Source organism: Stenotrophomonas sp. STEN225, assembly GCF_056756445.1.
The window spans coordinates 1-19331 of record NZ_JBRRBV010000030.1 but is presented as its reverse complement, the minus strand read 5'-3'; the positions used below and the strand labels follow the sequence as shown (position 1 = coordinate 19331).

The window sequence follows — 19331 nt, the reverse complement described above, 5'->3', positions numbered from 1 at the left end:
GCGGCCGGCCGCCCCGCGCGCGTCTCCCGCCCGGGCCCGGGCCCCCCCCCCGCCCCCCAGCCCCGCCCCGCCCCCCCGCCGCTACCCCGCCTGCAATGCCGGCGCCTTCGACCGCCGCGCCGTCATCGTGCTCCCCACCGAAGCCACCACGGTGCAGCCGATCGCCAGCCACTGCAGTCCATGCAGGTGTTCGTGCAGCAGCAGCATCGCCCACAGTGCGGCCACCGCCGGCTCCATGCTGATCAGGATGCCGAAGGTTTCCTTCGGCAGGCGCTTGAGCGCCACCATCTCCAGCGACATCGGAATCGCACTGGACACCAGTGCCACCAGCAGGCCCGCCAGCAGGATCTTCGGATCGAGCAGGGCCGCGCCGGCATGGATCACCCCGACCGGCACCACCACCAGCGACGCCGCCAGCAGGCCCAGCGACACCGAATGGCCGGCATGCAGGTGGCCGGCGCGCTTGCCGAACACGATGTACAGGCCCCAGCACGCCGCCGCACCCAGTGCATACAGCACGCCCACCGGGTCCAGTGCCGCCGCACCGCCCAGCGGCAACAGCAGGAGCAGGCCGACCACTGCGCATCCCACCCACAGGAAATCGATCGGGCGCCGTGACGACAGCATCGCCACGGTCAACGGCCCGGTGAACTCGATGGCCACCGCGATGCCGAACGGGATCGTGCGGATGGCCATGTAGAACAGCAGGTTCATCAGGCCCAGCGTGAGCCCGTAGCGCAGGATGGTGATCGCATCCGCGCGGCGGGTCTTCCAGCGCCAGGGTCGCCAGAACAGCAGCAGCAACAGTGCGGAGAAGCCCACGCGCAGCGCGCTGGTGCCCTGCGCGCCGATCAGCGGGAACAGGTGCTTTGCATAGGACGTGCCAACGGACAGCGCCGTTACCGAGCCGAGCACCGCCAGCGCCGGCAACATCGGCGCGAATCGTGAAGTCTGCATGCGTCCAGTCTATTGCGTCGACGGCGAGCACTTGGCTCAATTACCGGCCCGTCCATGCAACTTCTGCTCACCATGGCCACTGCCCCCGTGCTGGACAGCTTCGACCGCGCCATCCTCACCCTGCTGCAGCGGGACAACACGCTGCCACAGCGGGAGATCGCCGAAGCCGTGCACCTGTCGACGCCGGCCGTGCAGCGGCGGATCAAGCGTCTGCAGGACAGCGGCGTGATCGCGGCCAATGTGGCCGTGGTGGCGGCGGCGCGGATCGGCCGACCGCTGACCCTCATCGTCGAGGTGCGCATGGTCAGCGAGCAGCGTGATCGCGTGGCACCGTTCAAGCAGCGCGTGCAGGACGACCCGGCGGTGCAGCAGTGCTATGCCATCACCGGTGACGGCGATTTCCTGCTGGTGCTTTCGGCCACCTCGATGGAGGAATACGACGCCATCAGCGAGCGGCTGTTCGGTGGCGACGACAACATCGAACGATTCCGCACCGCGGTGGCACTGTCCACGCTGAAGCGCAGTTTCGAAGTCCCCCTGCAATGAACCGGCCTCGACACCCACCGCGCCATACTGGCGCGGCATGAATCCTTCGCCCCGCACACCCTCCACGTCTTCCGCCCGCCTGCTGCGCCGTTGGCTGCTGCGTGCGTTCCTGCTGGTCGTCACCGTCGTTGCCGCCCTGTCCGTCTGGAACAGCCGCTGGGCCGAAGCGCCGAAGATGCTGTGGTCATTGGCCCGGATGCCACCGGCCACCGAGCTGCCGGTACCGGTGGACGGCGTGCGGCCGGGCCAGATCGCCGATACCTTCGGCGCGCCGCGAGGGCGCGACCGCAGCCATGCCGGCATCGACATCTTCGCCGCGCGGGGTACCCCGGTCCGCAGCGCGACCCCGGGCGTGGTTGCCGAGGTGCGGGAAGGCGGCCTGGGCGGCCGTCAGGTCTGGGTGATCGGCCCCGGCCGCGAGCGCTACTACTACGCCCATCTGGAGAGCTGGGCCGCAGGCCTCGCCCGCGGCCAGGTCGTAGCCGCGGGCGATCTGCTCGGCCACGTCGGCGACAGCGGCAACGCCAAGGGCACCCCGCCGCACCTGCACTGGGGCATCTACGGCGCAGACGGCGCACGGGATCCTCTGCCACTGCTGCGCCGCTAAGCCGCCGGACGGCGGTCGTCCCACAGCAGCCGGACGATCCTGCCCGCGCGCCCCTGTTCATGATTTGTAAATAGGAATAGTTCGTATTAACATTCCTTTCGATTGCAGCGTCGCCAGGAAGGCGCGCCCGCCTTTCCCCTACCCTTAGCGCCTCGCCTCCTGGATGTCGGCCGAACGCGCATGCTCGTCCAGGAATCCCATGAACCGTCCTGCATTCCGTATCCCGCAGCCTCAGCGGCTGTCCGTTGCCGTGCTCGCCGCACTCTGCGCCATCGCCCCGACCGCCTTCGCAGAAACTGCCACCGATGCGACCACCCTCGACAAGGTGGTGGTCAAGGGCGAGCGCGCGGAGGGCTACTCGGTGCGCCGCACCTCGGCCGGTACCCGCTTCGACCTGACGCCGCGCGAGATTCCGCAGTCGGTCAGCATCATCAGCCATCAGCGCATCGAAGATCAGAACCTGGACGACATCATCGACGTGCTGGCCAACACTACCGGTGTGACCAGCACGCAATCGGACAGCGAGCGCACCGAGTTCTATGCGCGCGGCTTCTACATCGACAGTTACCAGTTCGATGGCCTGCCCACGCAGATGGTGCAGAACTGGAGCTACGGCGATTCCGGCCTGGACCTCGCCCTGTATGACCGCGTGGAGGTGGTGCGCGGCGCCACCGGCCTGCTCAGTGGCGCAGGCAACCCGTCCGCCTCGGTGAACCTGATCCGCAAGCATGCCGACAGCGCCGAGCTGGCCGGCAGCGTATCGGTGAACGTCGGCAGCTGGGGCCGTACCCGTACCACCGTGGACGTGGGCAGCGCGCTGAACACCAGCGGCACCGTGCGTGGCCGGGTGATCGGCAGCTACCTCGACACCGACGCGCAGATGGACCGCTACAACCAGCACAAGACGCTGGGCTACGCGGTGATCGACGCCGACCTGACTCCGGACACGCAGTTGAGCGTGGGCTACGACTACCAGCAGAAGCGCGCCAATGGTGCGACCTGGGGCGGCTTCCCGATGCTGTTCTCCGACGGCTCGGCCACCGGCTACGACGAATCGTTCAACGCCAGTCCGAACTGGACCTACTGGGACACCACCAGCAAGCGTGCGTTCGCCACCCTGCAGCACGCCTTCAGCAATGGCTGGAAGTTCAAGGTCGGTGCGACCCACGATGAGACCAAGGCCGACGACAAGCTGTTCTACCCGGCCTACAACGACTGGACCAGTGGTGCCTCGTTCTTCGACAGGACCACCGGCACCGGCATTTCGCCGTCGGCCGGCTTCTACAACACCGAGCGCAAGGTCAACGCGGTCGATGGCTATATCGACGGCCCGTTCCGGCTGTTCGGCCGCGAGCACCAGTTCATGGCCGGCCTGAGCTACAACAAGCGCGAGTACGCCAACTACGGCGACTACCAGATTGGCGGCCCCGGCCAGAGCTGGGACCCGTTCACCAGCTACCTTGGCTGGACCGGCGACATCTCCGAGCCGAACTGGAACCCGCTGGCGCTGGCCAGCGAAGGCACCATCACCCAGAAGGCCGGTTACATGGCCACGCGCCTGTCGCTGGCCGACCCGCTGAAGCTCATCGTCGGCGCACGCTACACCGACTGGAAGAGTGAAGGCGAAGGTGCGGACCGCTCGCACAAGGTCACCACGCCCTATGCCGGCCTGGTATTGGACATCAACGATACCTTCTCCACCTACGCCGCCTATACCGAGATCTTCCAGCCGCAGACACTGAAGGACCGCAACGGCAGCTACCTCGATCCGGTCGATGGCAAGAGCTACGAAGTGGGCGTCAAGGGCGCGTGGTTCGACAACCGCCTCAATGCTTCGCTGGCGGTGTTCCGCATCGAGCAGGACAACGTGGGCCAGGCCACCGGTGAGCCGGTGCAGGGCAGCCAGAACGAATTCGCCTACCGCGCCGCGCGCGGCACGGTCAGCCGCGGCTTCGAATTCGAACTGAACGGCGAGCTGGCCCCGGGCTGGAACGCGACCTTCGGTGCCTCGCGTTACGTGGCCAAGGATGCCAACGATGCCGACATCAACACCAACCTGCCGCAGACCGCGCTGAAGCTGTTCACCAGCTACACGCCGCAGTCGCTGCAGGCACTGACGGTCGGCGGTGGGGCGAACTGGCAGAACCGCATCTACTATGCGGTGCCGGCCTACGGCCGCATCGAGCAGAACGGCTATGCCCTGGTCAGCGCCTTCGTGCGCTACCGCATCTCGCCGGAGTTCAGCGTGCAGGCCAACCTCAACAACCTGCTGGACAAGCAGTACCTCTCGCAGATCAACGGCTACGGTGCGTACGGCGATGGCCGCAACGGCTCGCTGACGTTCACCTGGTCGTTCTGATCAGCTGCAGGGCGCAACCGCCCCGCTCCTGTAGCGCCGAGCATGGGCTCGGCGCTACACCCGCAAGGCAGCGCCGGAGTGTCCGGCGCTGCCCCTCATCACATCAGAACCGCAGGTCCGCGCGCATGTACCAGTAGCGGCCACGCGGAATGTCATAGGTCGACGCGTCATAGCCGTTCAGCGAGCACGACAGGCAGATCGGGGGATCCTTGTCGAACACGTTGTTCAGGCCAGCGGTCAGCTGCAGTCCCTTCATCCAGTCGATCCTGTAACCCACCTGCAGATCATGGAAGGTGGTCGCCGAGAGCGTGTTGGTGCCCGCCACCTGGTTGCTGCACACCGGGAACGCCACGGCGTCGCCACAGTCTTCGGTCAACTCGGAGATGTGCCGCACCGTCCAGTTCGCGCTCCAGTTGTCCAGTGTCCAGCCGATGCTGGCGTTGCTGGTCCATTCCGGAATCGAGCTGTCGGCCACTTCCACGCCCGGCTTCTGTGGCTGCCGCTGGCCGGCCGCACCGGTGGCCTCGTAACGACCGACGAAGGTGTTCTTCCAGCCCAGCTTGAACTGGCCGATCGAGGTCTGCGGCAGGGTCCAGAACAGGTCCACGTCCCAGCCATCGGTCTTGATCGAACCCAGGTTGGTCAGTCGGTTGTTGAAGCTGCTGACCGCGCCGGTGCTGGCACGGGTGATGCCATCGCAGTACACCGGATCCAGCGTATCCACGCACAGGTCCAGCTGGGTCTGCGCGTTGATCGCCTGGATCGCGCCATCGATGTTGTGGCGGTAGAACGTCACTTCCACGTCGAAGCGCTCCGACCAGGAGGTGTTGTTGCCGAACCACGGGCTCCAGACGAATCCGGCACTGAAGCTGCGTGAACGCTCCGGTTCCAGCTCGCGGTTGCCGCCGGTGGTCACCGAGATCTGCGAGTTGGCCTGCTGGAAGCCGGCCGGCACGCCCAGCGCGGCACAGTTGGCGGCGCTGCCACGCGGCGGCGTGCCGCCCAGGCCGATCGAGCACGGATCGAACAGCTGCAGGTCCGCGCGCGCGGCCGAGCCGTACAGTTCGCCGATCGACGGCGCGCGGAAGCCTTCGGCATAGGTGGTGCGCAGCACGAAGTCATCGGTCACCTGCCAGCGCAGGCCGTACTTGGGCGTGAACTCACCACCGAAGGTGGAGTAATCCGAGTAGCGGCCTGCCAGACTCAGGTCGAGCTTCTTGCCCAGTGCCGAATCGGCGAAGATCGGCACGCTCAGTTCCAGGTAGGCTTCATTGACGTCGTACGAGCCGGAGGTCGGCTGCGACGGCACGCCGTTGTAGTGACCGATCACCGTCAACGGGTCGGGCTGGTACCAGCCTTCGTACTTGCGGTACTCGTAACCGGTGGCGAAGGACAGCGGGCCGGCCGGCAGGTTGAACAGATCGCTGGACAGATTGGCGGTGAACAGACTCAGCTCGTTCTGGCTGCGGTCGCGTACCACCGGCTGGATCCAGCGCAGCATGTCCGGGGTGATGGAACCGGCACCGCCGAAGATGTTCAGCGGCACGCAGCCCGGCGTCGCCGCACATGCGGCAGGATCGCCCAGCGCCAGGTTGACGTTGTAGATGTTGTAGCTGCCGTAGTTTGTCTGTTCGGCCTTGTTCTTGCTGTACATCCCGTTGACGTCCCAGAACCAGCTGCGGTCGGCCGCCTGGAAGTTGCCGACCAGGCCGGTGGCGAAGTACGTGGTGTTGACCTCCTGCTCGAACACGCGCGCGCCACCTTCCACCGGGCGGCGGCCGACCAGGCTCATGTTGCCGGACGACACCAGGTCGAAGCCGAACGGGTTGTAGGGATTGAGCGCCGAGATGGTGATGTTGTCGGCCAGCGGATTGCCGGTGGCGCCATCGGGGCCGAAGAACAGCGGCTCGGGGCCAGCCTGGTTGGTCGACTCGCGACGGTTGCCCAGTGCCTTGACGTACCACTGCACGTTGTCGGTGATGTCAAAGCGGAACTGACCGAAGAGGCCCTTCCGCTCCGACGGCGTCAGCACCATGTTGTACTCGGCGAAGTTGAAACGGTCAGCACTGGTGAAGCAGTGGTAGTCGTCAGTGCGGTTGCAGCCGGCACTGCCGTCATAGCGTGGATTGCTCACGCCGGTGTTGGGCACGATGTTCTGCTGCGCGCCCGTGTTGGGGTCGACGAAGGCGAAGCGGCCCTGCGGAATGGCACCGCTGCCGAAGGCCAGGCCGGTACCGGGAATCGGGAAGCGCGACTGTTCACGGTCCTTCGCATACACCGGATCCTGCTTGGTCCAGCTGGCGCCGAGGAACAGACTGAAGCGATCACCGCTCTTGCCCCAGGCCAGGTCCACGCCCTTCTGCGTGCCGTCGCCCTTGCTGTATTCGCCGTAGTTCAGGGTCACCTGGCCGCCATCGAAATCACGGCGGGTGATGATGTTGACCACGCCGGCGATGGCATCGGAGCCGTACAGCGACGACGCGCCGTCTTCAAGCACTTCGATGCGCTCGACGATGGCCAGCGGAATGGTATTGAGATCGGTCGCGGCGCCGACACCCGACGCCGATGACTCATTGACCCAGCGGATGCCATCGACCAGCACCAGCACGCGCTTGGCCCCCAGGTGGCGCAGATCGACCTGCGCCGAACCCGCACCGACGCCGCTGCCATCCGGGGGGAAGCCGAAGTTGCCGGACGAATTGAACTTGGCATTGAGCGCCGAACCGGAGCCGGTGAGCTGCTGCAGCACTTCGCCGATCGAACTCAGGCCGGTGCGCTCGATGTCGCCGCGGGTCAGGGTCTGGATCGGAACCTGGCCCTCCACTTCAGCGCGCTTGATGCGGGTACCGGTGACCTCGACCGCGTCCAGGTTGGTGGTGGACTGTGCGGCGGCGCCCAGCGGTGCCAGGGCAGTCACGCACAGGGCGACGGCAACCGCCAGGGGGCGGTGGTGCAGGTGATTCATTCGCTCTCTCTCCAAAGGAATGTCGGGACATTGGCTGCCGTACGCCCCTCCTGCATGGCGGCAGCGTCTCCTTTGTAAACAAGTAGTCAAAATCACGGCGTGATGACCGACACCCTTTCACGCGGGCTTGACGCGATTGACGGGCAATCGCATCAGATAGCGACAGATTCTGTGCCGTGTCCCAGCCTTGGCGCGCTGACCACGCGCCTGTTGCGACAGCAGGTGCCGGCATCCGCGGAGTGCTCCAAAGCACTCTTGGTGGAGGGGCTGTCCATCGACAGCCCCTCATCCGCTGCTCAGCGCACGAACGCAATGCGCTCCATGCCGGTGGCCTCGGCCGCCGCCAGGATGCGTGCCATCCCTTCGTACTCGGCCGCCGGATCGGTCGCGATGCGCAGCTCCGGCAGGTTGCCGGCATGCTCACCCGCCTGCGCCTGCAGGCGCGACTGCAGATCGGCAATGGCCAGAGGCTGGCCGTTCCAGCTGAGCTGGTTGGCTGCATCCAGACGCAGTTCGATCGGCGGCGGCGGGTCCGGCCGGGCGACCACGCGATCGGTCGCCTGCGGCAACTGCACTGCGATCGGCCGGGCCACGATCGGTGCGGTCACGATGAAGATGATCAACAGCACCAGCATCACATCCACCAATGGCGTGACATTGATCTCCGCCAGCGGGCCATTCCTTCCTGCGCTACTGAACGCCATGTGCCGCTCCCTGCAGCCGGGCGGTTCGCCCGGCTCTGACGTTACGCCGGCATCCCGCCGTTGCGGCAGAGGCTGCATGCACCTGCATTCAGCCGCCGTTGCCTTTGTCTGGCGTGCACGCGATGCGAAACTGAATTCAGCCAGTGCCCGCTATGCTGGCGCCATGACCCGACGCTCTTCGACCGCCCTGTCCCTGCTCCCGCTGGCCTCCCTGCTGCTGATCGGCTGCGCCGGTGCCCAGTCCCTCGATGCCCAGAACGCGCAGCTCAAAGCCGCCATCGCAGCTGCCGAACGCGGCCAGTTCGATCCCGGCCAGGCCGCCGCGCTCAGCCGCCATCCGGCCTATGGCTGGCTGGAGTACGCCAATCTGCGGCGCAACATCGACACGGTCGACACCGCGCAGGCGCAGGCCTTCCTCAAGCGTTACGAGGGCCAGGCCGTGGCCACCACCTTCCGCAGCGTGTGGCTGCCTTCGGTGGCACGCCGGCAGGACTGGCCCACCCTGCTCGCCAACTGGGTGCCTACCGACAATCTCGGCCTGCGCTGTGCGCAGTTGACCGCCCGACAGGTGACCGGCGGCGTCGATCCGCAATGGATCAGCGACGCCCAGGAGCTGTGGCGCCGGAACGGCAAGTCACTGCCCGACGGCTGCGATGCGGTGTTCGCCGTGCTGCAGGCCCAGGGGGGCCTGAGCGACGCACTGCGCTGGGAGCGCATCGACGCGGCCGCCGACGCGCAGCAGCCGGCGGTGATGCGCAGCGCCGCGCGCGGACTGCCGGCTGCCGACTTGGCGCTGGCCAACACCTATGCTGCGTTCGTCGACAAGCCCAATGCCAGCGCACTGAACTGGCCGCGCAATGATCGCAGCCGGCGCATCGCCACCGATGGCCTGGTCAAGCTGGCCAAGGCCGATCCGGATGCCACCGAGCAGCAGCTGCCGCAGTACGCGCAGGCCCTGGGCCTGAGTGTCGAGCAGCAGGCCCAGGTGCGCTACCAGATCGCGTTGTGGACGGTCGCCTCCTACCTGCCTGATTCCGCGCGGCGCCTCAATGCAGTCCCCGACGCCGCCTACGACGAGCGCCTGCATGAATGGCGCGTGCGCGAAGCGATGTCGCGTGGCGACTGGCCGGCGACCCTGGCAGCAATCCGCAAGATGGCGCCGAAACAGCGCAACGATCCACGCTGGCGCTATTACGAAGGACGCATGCTGGAGAAGACCGGGCAGGCACAGCAGGCACAGTCGCTGTTCCGGGAGGCCGCGCGCACGCCCACCTTCCACGGCTTCCTCGCGGCCGACAAGCTGCAGCAGGGCTACACGCTGTGCCCGTGGAAACCCAACGACAGCGAACAGGCCAAGGCCGCAGTGGCTCGCGATCCTGCCATCCAGCGCGCAGTGGCGTTGTTCCAGATCGATCGCGCCGGCTGGGCGGTGGCCGAATGGAACAGCGCGCTGTCGCGCTTCGATGACACCCAGCGCCGACTGGCCGTGCGGGTGGCCCAGGACAACGGCTGGTTCGACCGCGCGGTGTTCTCCCTCGGCAAGCAGCCGCAGGAACAGCGCCTGTATGACCTGCGCTTCCCGCTGCACCATGACGCCACGATCCGCCGCGAATCGGCGCGCAATGCCATCGATCCGGCCTGGGTCGCTGCGGAAATCCGCGCCGAAAGCATCTTCACTCCGCGCGCGCGCTCGCCTGCCAATGCGATGGGCCTGATGCAGGTGCTGCCGGCCACCGGTGCCGCCGTGGCAAAGTCCATCGGCCTGACCGGCTACGGCGGTGCCGACAGCCTCTACGACCCCGACACCAACATCGCCATCGGCACCGCCTACCTGCGCCAGCTGATGAACAAGTACGACGGCCTGCCCTATGTGACCATCGCCGCCTACAACGCCGGTCCGACGCCTACGGCACGCTGGCAGAGCCAGCGCCCCGGTTTCGATCCCGACCTGTGGATCGAGACGATCAGCTACAAGGAAACGCGCGAGTACGTCGCGCGCGTGCTGGCCTTCAGCGTGATCTACGACTGGCGCCTCAACGGTGACGCCCTGCCGCTGAGCGACCGCCTGATGGGACGCTTGGTCGACAAGCGCAAGAGCTTCAGCTGTCCGGCGGACGCGGGCCAGGGCGGCGACTGATTCGGCTCTGCACGCCGGGCATGCCATCATCCCCGCCATGAAGATCTATCTTGTCGGCGGCGCCGTGCGCGACCGTCTGCTGCAGCGTCCCGCCGGCGACCGCGACTGGGTGGTGGTCGGGGCCACGCCCGCGCAGATGGAAGCGCAGGGCTTCAGCGCCGTGGGGCGGGACTTCCCGGTGTTCCTGCATCCGCAGACCGGTGAGGAATACGCCCTGGCCCGCACCGAGCGCAAATCCGGCCGCGGTTATCGCGGTTTCGTGGTCGATGCCGATCCGGCGGTAACGCTGGAAGAGGACCTGCAGCGCCGCGACTTCACCATCAATGCCATTGCCTGCGACGAAGACAGCGGTGCGCTGGTCGATCCTTACGGCGGCGTGCGTGACATCGAGCAGCGCGTGCTGCGCCACGTCGGTCCTGCCTTCGTTGAAGATCCATTGCGCGTGCTGCGCGCGGCCCGCTTCATGGCCCGCTTTGCCCCGCTGGGGTTCACCGTTGCCCCCGAAACCATGGCGCTGATGCGCGAGGTCGCTGCCAGCGGTGAGCTCGACGCGCTGGTACCAGAGCGCGTCTGGCAGGAACTACGAAGGGCGCTGGCAAGCGAACGGCCTTCGGCGTTCCTGCGCACCCTGCACGAGGCGCACGCACTGGGCCCGGTCCTGCCCGAGCTGGAGGCGCTGTATGGCGTTCCGCAGCGTGCCGAGTTCCATCCGGAAATCGACACCGGCCTGCACCAGGAGATGGTCAGTGACATGGCAGCGGGACTGGCCCCGGGCGATGACCTGGTCGGCTTCGCCGCGCTCACCCACGATCTCGGCAAGGGCCTCACCCCGCCGGAGGAATGGCCGCGCCACATCATGCACGAGCAGCGCGGCATTACGCCGCTGAAGGCGCTGTGCGCCCGCTTGAAGGTCCCGGCCGAACACCAGCAGCTGGCGGAAGCGGTCTGCCGCGAGCACTTGAACGTGCACCGCATCGACGAGCTCCGCGATGCCACCGTGCTGGAACTGCTCGGTCGCTGCGACGCGCTGCGCCGGCCCGAACGCATCGCGCGCATCGCCCTGTGCTGCGAGGCCGACAAGCGCGGACGGCTGGGATTCGAGGACAGTGACTACCCGCAGGGCGAAACGCTCAAGCGCCTGCATCAGGCGGCGCTATCGGTACAGGCACGGGATCTGGATACGACGCACCTGAAAGGCCCGGCGATTGGTGAAGCATTGGCCAGGGCGCGGGTGAAGGCGATTGCGGCGGCACGGTAACCCCCGCCATTTTTAGGTTCTTCTCCCGTCTGAGGGGAGAAGGCTCATGGCCGACACGCCAGATCGTGGTTGTCGAGACTACAAACCGGGGCAGGTCAAATGCCGACGCGGCCGATCTTGCGTCAAGTCTTTGGAGCAGCCCACGCCTCAGACTCCGACAGCTTTCGCCCTAAGGCCGCCATTGCCTCATCCGGGAACTTGGGAAGTCGGCCCGTGCTGAAGGTCTTGAACTCTTCGCCCGGGTCCAAAGCGGGGCCGGCATCGTTCATGTATTGACGAATGTGCTCCCAAAGCTGCAGCAACTCGAAATCGTCTCCCCATCCCTTGAAGCCGATGTTCACCTCACTGGCGACCTTCGTGGGGTCGTCTTCACGTCCGAAAACCATCGTCAGGATGTATGTCCAGCGAGCAGAACTCATGCCAGCAGTGACCTCGAGAATTCTGTATGTTCGAGGTTGAAGACTCTCCCAACTGTGCCGTTCAAACTTCACCGGTTGAAATTCAAAGATCCGTATGAATGACGGCATCGAAGGAACTGTCACCCAGACATCCTTCGTTTTCCTGTTAAAAATCACCGGGAAATCCGATGGCATCAGCACCAGAATACGAAACAGAACACTGAATCCACTAGTTCCAAAGAGTGCACCGAACAAGGTCCCAAATGCGAAGCCAAACGCAACGCCGGGCTCATGCACCAGAAACTCCCAGCCCCCCTTGAGCAAGACAGAGGCACCAAAGAACGAGGACGCGACGAGACCCAGGGCTGGAAGAAATCCGAACCACGCAAGTAATGAAAGACTTGCGGACCCTCTCAGGCCGCTAATCATGATGCCGTTCTCATAGGCCGCCAGAACAACATCGGACGATGAGGGGCCACTGTGAACTTGATCGCCGCCAGTGGAATTCAGGATCCGGCGGGGTTGGGCCACACCAACCTGTCCGGTGCCGTTAGTCCGCTTCTTTGCAAAATCCGTATCAAAGAAGGGCTCCTCGCCCTCCCACTCTTCAACCAGAACGTCGCCATACCGCTTCCTGGGTCTATTCATTCAACCACCATCCTCTCATAGACCGACCTCCTCCGTTTTTCAGCAGCGGGGCTCTTTAGAGCTCACATTTCATCTGGCCCGCCGCCAATAACAGGGCCATTAGGCCCTCGTAATTTCCCAAGCCTCGGATTCCGAGAGCTTTCGCCCCAAGGCCGCCATTGCCTCATCCGGGAACTTGGGAAGTCGGCCCGTGCTGAAGGTCTTGAACTCTTCGCCCGGGTCCAAAGCGGGGCCGGCATCGTTCATGTATCGGCGAATATGCTCCCAAAGCTGCAGCAGCTCGAAATCATCTCCCCAGCCTTTGAAGCCGATATTCATTTCACAGGCGACCTTTCGTGGGTCATCCTCTTGCCCAAAGACCAGCGTCAGAATGTAAGTCCACCGAGCGGAACTTGCGCCTGGCGTAACCTCAAGAAGCCGGTAGGTGCGCGGCTTCAGGCTGGCCCAACTATGCCGTTCGAAGATAACCGGAGAAAGTTCAAATATTCGAAAGAATGATGGCATCGCTGGAACCGCAACCCAAACCTCCTTGAGCTTCCTATTAAGCAAAACCGGAAAATCAGATGGCATGAATACAAGAACACGCAGCAGTACGCTAAATATACTTACACCTGATGTAAAACCAATCACACCAGCAATTACCAAGCCAATTGCAAGACCTGGCTGATCCATAACCCCCGCCCCGGCCTGAACGATTACATAGGCACACCAAAGCCCCATGAACATCAGCCCGCATGCAGGAAGAAATCCGAACCACGCAAGTAATGAAAGACTTGCGGACCCTCTCAGCCCACTAATCATGATGCCGTTCTCATAGGCCGCCAGAACAACATCGGACGATGAGGGGCCACTGTGAACTCGATCGCCGCCAGTGGAATTCAGGATCCGGCGGGGTTGGGCCACACCAACCTGTCCGGTGCCATTAGTCCGCTTCTTTGCAAAATCCGTATCAAAGAACGGCTCCTCGCCGTCCCACTCTTCAACCAGAACGTCGCCATACCGCTTCCTGGGTCTATTCATTCAACCAAAATCCTCTCATAGACCGACCTCCTCTGTTCTTCAGCAGCGGGGCTCTTTAGAGTTCACATTTCATCTGGCCCACCGCCAATAACAGGGCCATTAGGCCCTCGTAATTTCCCAAGCCTCGGATTCCGAGAGCTTTCGCCCCAAGGCCGCCATTGCCTCATCCGGGAACTTGGGAAGTCGGCTCGTGCTGAAGGTCTTGAACTTTTCGCCTTGGTCCAAAGCCGGGCCGGCGTCGTTCATATATCGGCGAATATGCTCCCAAAGTTGCAGCAGCTCGAAATCGTCCCCCCAGCCCTTGAAACCTATATTCAGTTCGCGGACGACCTTCTTAGGGTCATCCTTCTTCCCAAAGACCAGCGTCAAAATGTAGGTCCAGCGAGCGGAGCTTACACCCGGCGTGACTTCTAAGAACCTGTACGCCCGAGGCCGAAGACTTGCCCAACTATGGCGTTCAAATCTCACAGGATTGAGTTCAAATATACGAATGAAAGATGGCATTTTTGGAACTGCAACCCACACATCACCAGAATTTCTGTTAAAAATAACAGGAAAGTCTGATGGCATAATTATCAGAATACGGAAAAGAACACTAAATGAACTTATGCCCACAGAGAAGGAAAGGCAAGCAGCAAATAGAATTGCCAGAGCAAATCCTGGATCCTCGACAGCCCCCGCACCCAATCTCCACAATATGTAAACTGCATAACAGCCAGCCACAAGCAGCCCGAATGATGGGAGAAAACCAAACCACGCGAGCAGGGTTGGACTTCCTGAGCCCCGGAGAGAGCCCACCCATATACCATTCTCGTAGGCAAAAAGTACGCAATCAGAGGACGAAGGACTGGAGTGCACGGGCGCAGTCTCGGAGCTACTAAGTATTCGCCTCGGCGGGAAAACCCCGACCTGCCCACCACGCTTGCTACCTTGCCTTGCAAAATCGACGTCAAAGAAGGGCTCTTCACCCTCCCATTCATCGACCCTAACCTCACCACTTCTTTTGGAAGATCTGGTCACTCGACCACCATCCTTTCATGAACAATGACGTCCCCCTCTGAAAGAGCGTCGCGAATTATTAATTCCACAGCCAATGCCGAGAATCTTCCACTTTCGATGCACCCGGAAATGGTAACCGCATCCATCGAAGCATGATCAATTTTCCCTCCTGAAACATCAGACCCCCAGTTTTCCCCAGGATTACCTTTCTCATCCGTAGAGTAAGCAGCTATAACTTCGGTCCCGGACAGTCCACCCCCATAAACCTGAAGATTTATTCCGAGCCGTTTCCGCATCTGCTCCACTACCTTCAGCTTCACCACGAACTCCCTAGTAAATCGGGACCCCAAGTCATGGCCCGTAATTTTCTTTACCGCCCCCTCAATAATTACATCATCAATGGAAGTGAGATTATTCCAACTCATGGAGCTTCTATACTGTGCATCCACCTCAATGCCGAGAATAACCTTGTTCAGCTCTTGAAGCTCGATCTCATTGGCCTTCCAGACAGATGAAATATTATCCCCCCAAATAGTTCTCGCCGCCCAGTCCTCCATGGGGTGCGTCATGAGCATAGATGCCACGAAGCCTAGCGCAAACCCTAAGACGATAAGGACGATACCCCACCCCAGCCAAGATGTACTTACTCCAAGACCTTGGATCAGGATCGATGCAGCATAGATGCTGAAGAACACTCCGCCAATAAAGAATGAAATACCCTGAAGAAGATGCGCAACCGCAACGGCGCGCCGACCATTCTTAATATCATCAACCACTGAAATAAAGCTCTGCACAGAATCAATAAACGACCCAATTGCCGCAAATAGCGCGACGGTGGCCTCCAGCCTCTTCACAACGACTTTCCTAAGAACGGTTTGCGCGTACGATTTGGCAACATCAACAAACGCGGAAACAACGCCCAATCCGGCCGAGAAGAAACTGAAGATGGCATCTCTGCGCTCCTTCGCCGTGCCAACCTCCATCTTCTTCCACGCTTTGGCAACTTCCATTGCCTGAATGATGCCGGCACCGGCACTCATCACCGTAGGCACATCGGCAATCACCTTGGGGGTGGCCGAAGCCAGGCTCATCAGACCGCTGGACCCCATCGTGATGGGAGCAGCCGCAACTACAACTCCCGTCATCATCGATCCCGGTGCTGGCCGCGCATTTGCCACGGATTGCCCCGGCTGGACCGTGGATTGAAGCGCGCGCAGTTGCTCTTCACTCTGGTTGGTCCACAGATGCAGCTTCACTCGCGTATCAGCCGCTTCACCGGCACCTGCCAGCTGGAGAGAGCTTCCGCTTCCAATCACCAGGCTCTTCACGCCATTGCGCTTGCCGGCCGGCGTGTCGGCCGCAGCCGCAGTGAATGCCCTTGAGACCTCCCGCCACGCGCGCCCTGCCATCCGCAGAGGGCCATCAACAATCAGATGTGTAATCTGCGGGGCTGCTCGTTTGACCATACTGCTCAACAAGGCCATGACACGGTCGTACAGAAGCGGGGAGAGCGTCTTCTTCACTTTCCCTGCGCCAAGCGCTACGGCGCCCACCATCGCGATCAGGGGGCTGGCATACGCACGTGCAAGAACCCGCAGCGTGTCAACATGCTTCACGGCCAGCGCGGCCGCCTTCCCGCCCTGGTTGGATTCGCTCAGTTTCTCTGCCAGATCCAGCAGGTTGTTCAGAATGTCAGTGGCCTTGTTCCTCTGGCCCTCTTCGACGCTCCACCCGGAAAACTGCTCAAACGCATCTTTCTGATTGCCCAGCATGGCCCTGACCAGCAGATTGTCCTTGTTGCTGGGATCATCCTTTACGAAGTCCGCGTACCACTCCACGGCCTCGTCGTCGATGGGCCCGCCGTGCAACAGGTTGGCGACCACCTGGCTGTAGTAGATGCCATCTTCGGGGCTCGTCTCATCGAAATCGAACCCGGTGACCAGCTTGCGGCCGTGCCACGACAGAAGATCACGATGATCCCCCTGGATGTGCTTGCGCAGTGCCTTGTCCTCAGCGGAGAACCTACCAAACTCCTTCAGGTAGTCTTCCCAGCCCAGTAACTTTCCGGTGACGGTGTCGCGAGTTTTGCCCGACGCCTTCTTCTTGATCTTCTCGATCAGCTCAAGCGCGTCGGCCTCAAAAGCGCCGCCGGCTACGTGCACAGTGCCGTAGCCGTTCTGTCCGCTTGAGGCGACGCCTTTACCCCACGGGCCGTTCATGGGAATAGCGAGCGGCGACCAGCTTGCGGACGAAGGAACGATGCCTGCCTTCTGGCGAGCCTCGAACTCTGTCTTCGTTATCATTTCCGCACGAAGATCCATTGCGGACATCGCAGGCGGATTACGATCACGGAAGTCAGCCTCCCGCACCCTGGCCTGCTCAACCAGCATCTGCTGAAGCCCCACCAGCGTCACTGCAGTCTGCAGGCGTCGCGCACCGTCCTTCTGCGCCATCAACCACGTCACAGCCTTGCTGGGTAGTGTCAGGCGCAGATGCGCGGCTTCGTGGGCCATGCCGACCGGGTCGCTGACACCCAGGATCAGAGGCTGCCTGGCGGCTGGATCCCTGGATGCGCCCGCGATTGCAGCCGCCGCCGCGGCAACGTCCTTGGCGGACTCGCGCCGCTCTTCGGTCTGCGCATCTTCCGAAGCCGGCTTCTCCGGGACCTTGCCATTCTTGTCCAGCGCTACCTGCCCTGGACGATGGGGATTTCCGCGCAGGCCTTCAAGCATGCGACCGCGCTCGACGTCGTAGTCCGCAATTGCGCCCTGTATCGCACCATCCGTGAGCGCCAGCGCACGGCTGCTTTGACCGGTGGACGCGTTCAGGCGAGTAAAACGCTGGTTCAGAAGCTCCGGGTCTGCCGCGTAGTTCTGCCTTACCTTCACGGATAGCGGCACTTCGCTGAAACCTATCCAGACCTCACCAGCACGGGAGGGCTCTTTGATGTTGATCAGCATAGCGGCGGCATAGCCCGCCGCGCGCTCACAACTGAAGCGCGGCATTTCCTCTGGCAGAGGTGGATTCTCCAACGGAATGGGGCTGACATAGCCTGCCTCGTCGACAGCGTAAGCCTCCCAACCTTCTCCACCGATCAGCGCATGCATTGCTGGAGTCTGATAGTAGACGTAGACGTACCCTGTCCTCAGCGCACGCATGACATAGTCGGAGAACTTCAGGTCGGGCGCGGAAAGCCCGGCCATCAGTTGGCGTGTCTGCACGGCTGATCTGGCGGCGTATCGTGCTTCAGCCAGCCCCGGCCTGGTAAGCAACACAGGAAGACCAGACTTGACACATGACGGGCAACCGCCAGCACCGCACGTCTGGGTTCTTCTGGCAGCGGTGATGGCGTTGCTCGAATATTGATTGCTATCACCTGAAGCCATGAATGCTCTCTCCTTGAGTGGCCTCCAGATGGCGAGCGCCGGATCGGCCTTGTCGGACGGCCAGTGCCATGGCGTCCCACCTGCTATCGGGAATCGCAGCAAGGGCCAAAGCGAGATTCGTGGCCTGTGCCTGGGATGTGGCAACAAGTCGCCGAAGCTCTGGCGACCTGAGAACGTGGTTGTCTACCTGCAAGGCGTACGCTCCGAGGAGCACGCGATCATGCAGGCTTTGGGCGCCAGCGGCCTGCGCCTCGGATAGCGCGAACTCGGCCAGATCGAGGTAGTTCGCCGGAACGGTTGGTGCGAATCGCCGCCATCCTCTGAGCATGCTCTGCACAGCCTCGCACTCGTCAAGCATGCTCCCATCGAACTTCCATAGGAGCCCAGTGTGCTCCCGCTGTGGTGTCATTGACACGCGGAGTTCAGCGACACTCGAATCTCGCCCCAACACCAGGATCTGCGTCATGGGTCCTGCCATGAAGGCCTGCTGGGCGGCGTCCAGGCGGCGCCAGAGCCACTTGAGTACCCGCCGATCCGCAAGGCGCAGATACCGGCGTCCCTGCCCGGCTACTCGAATCGTACAGATCGTGGCCCAATGTCTGGCCATCTCATCAGGCTCGGAGTCGAAGCCGATCCAAGGCCCAATGGCGAACCCGTGCTCTGCCTCGCTATCGGGGTTCCGCTGCTCTTCCATTGCCTCAAGGCAGGTGGCGTGCAGCAGCGCGACGCCATCAGAGGTTGCTTCCAGCAGAAGAAGGTACGGAAGGCGCGACGGCGTTTTGTCACGAAGCGGCACATTGATTCTGAGTTTGGTTGCTCCCAGCTCCGCGACAAGCCCATCATCAAGTGGGTCGCGCACCAATGGATCGATGATTGCGCCTGCCCAGCGCGGCTGGCGCGGACCATGCAATCTTTCACCGACATCCCGGATCAACGATTCAAGCGAGTGATGATTCATTTCAGATAGTTGCAGTGCCGGCCGCTGCCAGCTGACTGTCCTTGGTTGGGCACGCCTTGAGATCTGCGGCAAGCACGGCGAGTTGCCCCACCACACTCGCCGGCCCCAGCCATTCGCGCTGGCTCGCCTTGAATTCCACCTTGCCCGGTGCGCCCAGTTCGATGTTGTCGCCCTCGATCCGGATGTAGGCCCCGGCCGCCGTCGCCAGCAGATGCTTGCTCGGTGCCGACAGCTGCACGTCCGCTTCGGTACTGGCGATGCGCACCTGCGTCTTTGCGGCCACGATCGCCTGGTTCTTGTGCGCACGCGCACTCACCTTGCCCTGTGCAGCATGCAGCGCGATGCCGCGCTCCTGGTTCGGGCTCTCGCCGCTGGGTTCCATGCCGGCG

General features: G+C 62.9%; 14 protein-coding genes. 5 read left to right on the top strand and 9 right to left on the bottom strand.

The annotated features are described in order from the left end of the window. Positions 1-81: 81 nt before the first annotated feature. Entirely contained in the window at positions 82-957 is an 876-nt protein-coding gene (locus tag ACVOJ1_RS18690) for an EamA family transporter (protein ID WP_197572194.1), read from the bottom strand. Between the two features lie 72 nt (positions 958-1029). Here ACVOJ1_RS18690 and ACVOJ1_RS18685 point away from each other — a divergent pair, with 72 nt between their 5' ends. The 3 genes from ACVOJ1_RS18685 (at position 1030) to fhuE (ending at position 4469) form a co-directional block, all read left to right on the top strand. Continuing rightward, positions 1030-1503, top strand: a complete 474-nt coding sequence (locus ACVOJ1_RS18685) for an Lrp/AsnC family transcriptional regulator (RefSeq protein ID WP_346480765.1) — start codon at positions 1030-1032, stop codon at positions 1501-1503. 37 nt (positions 1504-1540) lie between these two features. After that, a complete protein-coding gene (locus ACVOJ1_RS18680) occupies positions 1541-2110 on the top strand; it encodes a M23 family metallopeptidase (protein WP_053519870.1) in 570 nt (189 codons plus the stop codon). A gap of 199 nt (positions 2111-2309) precedes the next feature. Further along, on the top strand, positions 2310-4469 hold the full coding sequence (gene fhuE, locus ACVOJ1_RS18675; RefSeq protein WP_262219064.1) for a ferric-rhodotorulic acid/ferric-coprogen receptor FhuE: 2160 nt from the start codon (positions 2310-2312) through the stop codon (positions 4467-4469). Between the two features lie 103 nt (positions 4470-4572). Here fhuE and ACVOJ1_RS18670 read toward each other — a convergent pair whose 3' ends face one another. Continuing rightward, positions 4573-7434 carry a TonB-dependent receptor gene (locus tag ACVOJ1_RS18670; protein ID WP_065181748.1) on the bottom strand — a complete coding sequence of 954 codons (2862 nt, stop codon included), beginning with the start codon at positions 7432-7434 and terminating at the stop codon, positions 4573-4575. 296 nt (positions 7435-7730) lie between these two features. After that, on the bottom strand, positions 7731-8138 hold the full coding sequence (locus tag ACVOJ1_RS18665; protein ID WP_340044963.1) for an ExbD/TolR family protein: 408 nt from the start codon (positions 8136-8138) through the stop codon (positions 7731-7733). 163 nt (positions 8139-8301) lie between these two features. On the opposite strand from ACVOJ1_RS18665, the gene ACVOJ1_RS18660 reads away from it, so the two are divergent. Continuing rightward, the gene (locus ACVOJ1_RS18660) at positions 8302-10275 is read left to right on the top strand and encodes a transglycosylase SLT domain-containing protein (RefSeq protein ID WP_346480764.1); all 1974 of its coding nucleotides are present in this window, start codon (positions 8302-8304) and stop codon (positions 10273-10275) included. A gap of 37 nt (positions 10276-10312) precedes the next feature. Beyond that, on the top strand, positions 10313-11533 hold the full coding sequence (locus ACVOJ1_RS18655) for a multifunctional CCA addition/repair protein (protein ID WP_253120440.1): 1221 nt from the start codon (positions 10313-10315) through the stop codon (positions 11531-11533). Positions 11534-11655: 122 nt separating this feature from the next. Here ACVOJ1_RS18655 and ACVOJ1_RS18650 read toward each other — a convergent pair whose 3' ends face one another. The 6 genes from ACVOJ1_RS18650 to ACVOJ1_RS18625 all read right to left on the bottom strand — a co-directional run. Next, positions 11656-12579: a DUF6708 domain-containing protein gene (locus ACVOJ1_RS18650; protein ID WP_346480763.1), complete on the bottom strand. Its 924-nt coding sequence runs from the start codon at positions 12577-12579 to the stop codon at positions 11656-11658. 99 nt (positions 12580-12678) lie between these two features. Next, complete coding sequence (locus tag ACVOJ1_RS18645) at positions 12679-13599, bottom strand: DUF6708 domain-containing protein (protein WP_346480762.1); 921 nt, start codon at positions 13597-13599, stop codon at positions 12679-12681. A gap of 99 nt (positions 13600-13698) precedes the next feature. Beyond that, positions 13699-14619, bottom strand: a complete 921-nt coding sequence (locus tag ACVOJ1_RS18640; RefSeq protein WP_346480761.1) for a DUF6708 domain-containing protein — start codon at positions 14617-14619, stop codon at positions 13699-13701. After that, the gene (locus ACVOJ1_RS18635) at positions 14616-17984 is read right to left on the bottom strand and encodes a T6SS effector BTH_I2691 family protein (protein ID WP_346480760.1); all 3369 of its coding nucleotides are present in this window, start codon (positions 17982-17984) and stop codon (positions 14616-14618) included. The genes ACVOJ1_RS18640 and ACVOJ1_RS18635 overlap by 4 nt, the downstream gene beginning before the upstream one ends. Then, positions 17971-18942 (bottom strand): DUF4123 domain-containing protein, encoded by a 972-nt coding sequence (locus ACVOJ1_RS18630; protein ID WP_346480759.1) that lies wholly within the window; start codon positions 18940-18942, stop codon positions 17971-17973. The genes ACVOJ1_RS18635 and ACVOJ1_RS18630 overlap by 14 nt, the downstream gene beginning before the upstream one ends. Position 18943: 1 nt before the next feature. Next, a partial coding sequence (locus tag ACVOJ1_RS18625) for a DUF2345 domain-containing protein (protein WP_346475396.1) occupies positions 18944-19331 on the bottom strand: 388 nt, incomplete at its 5' end.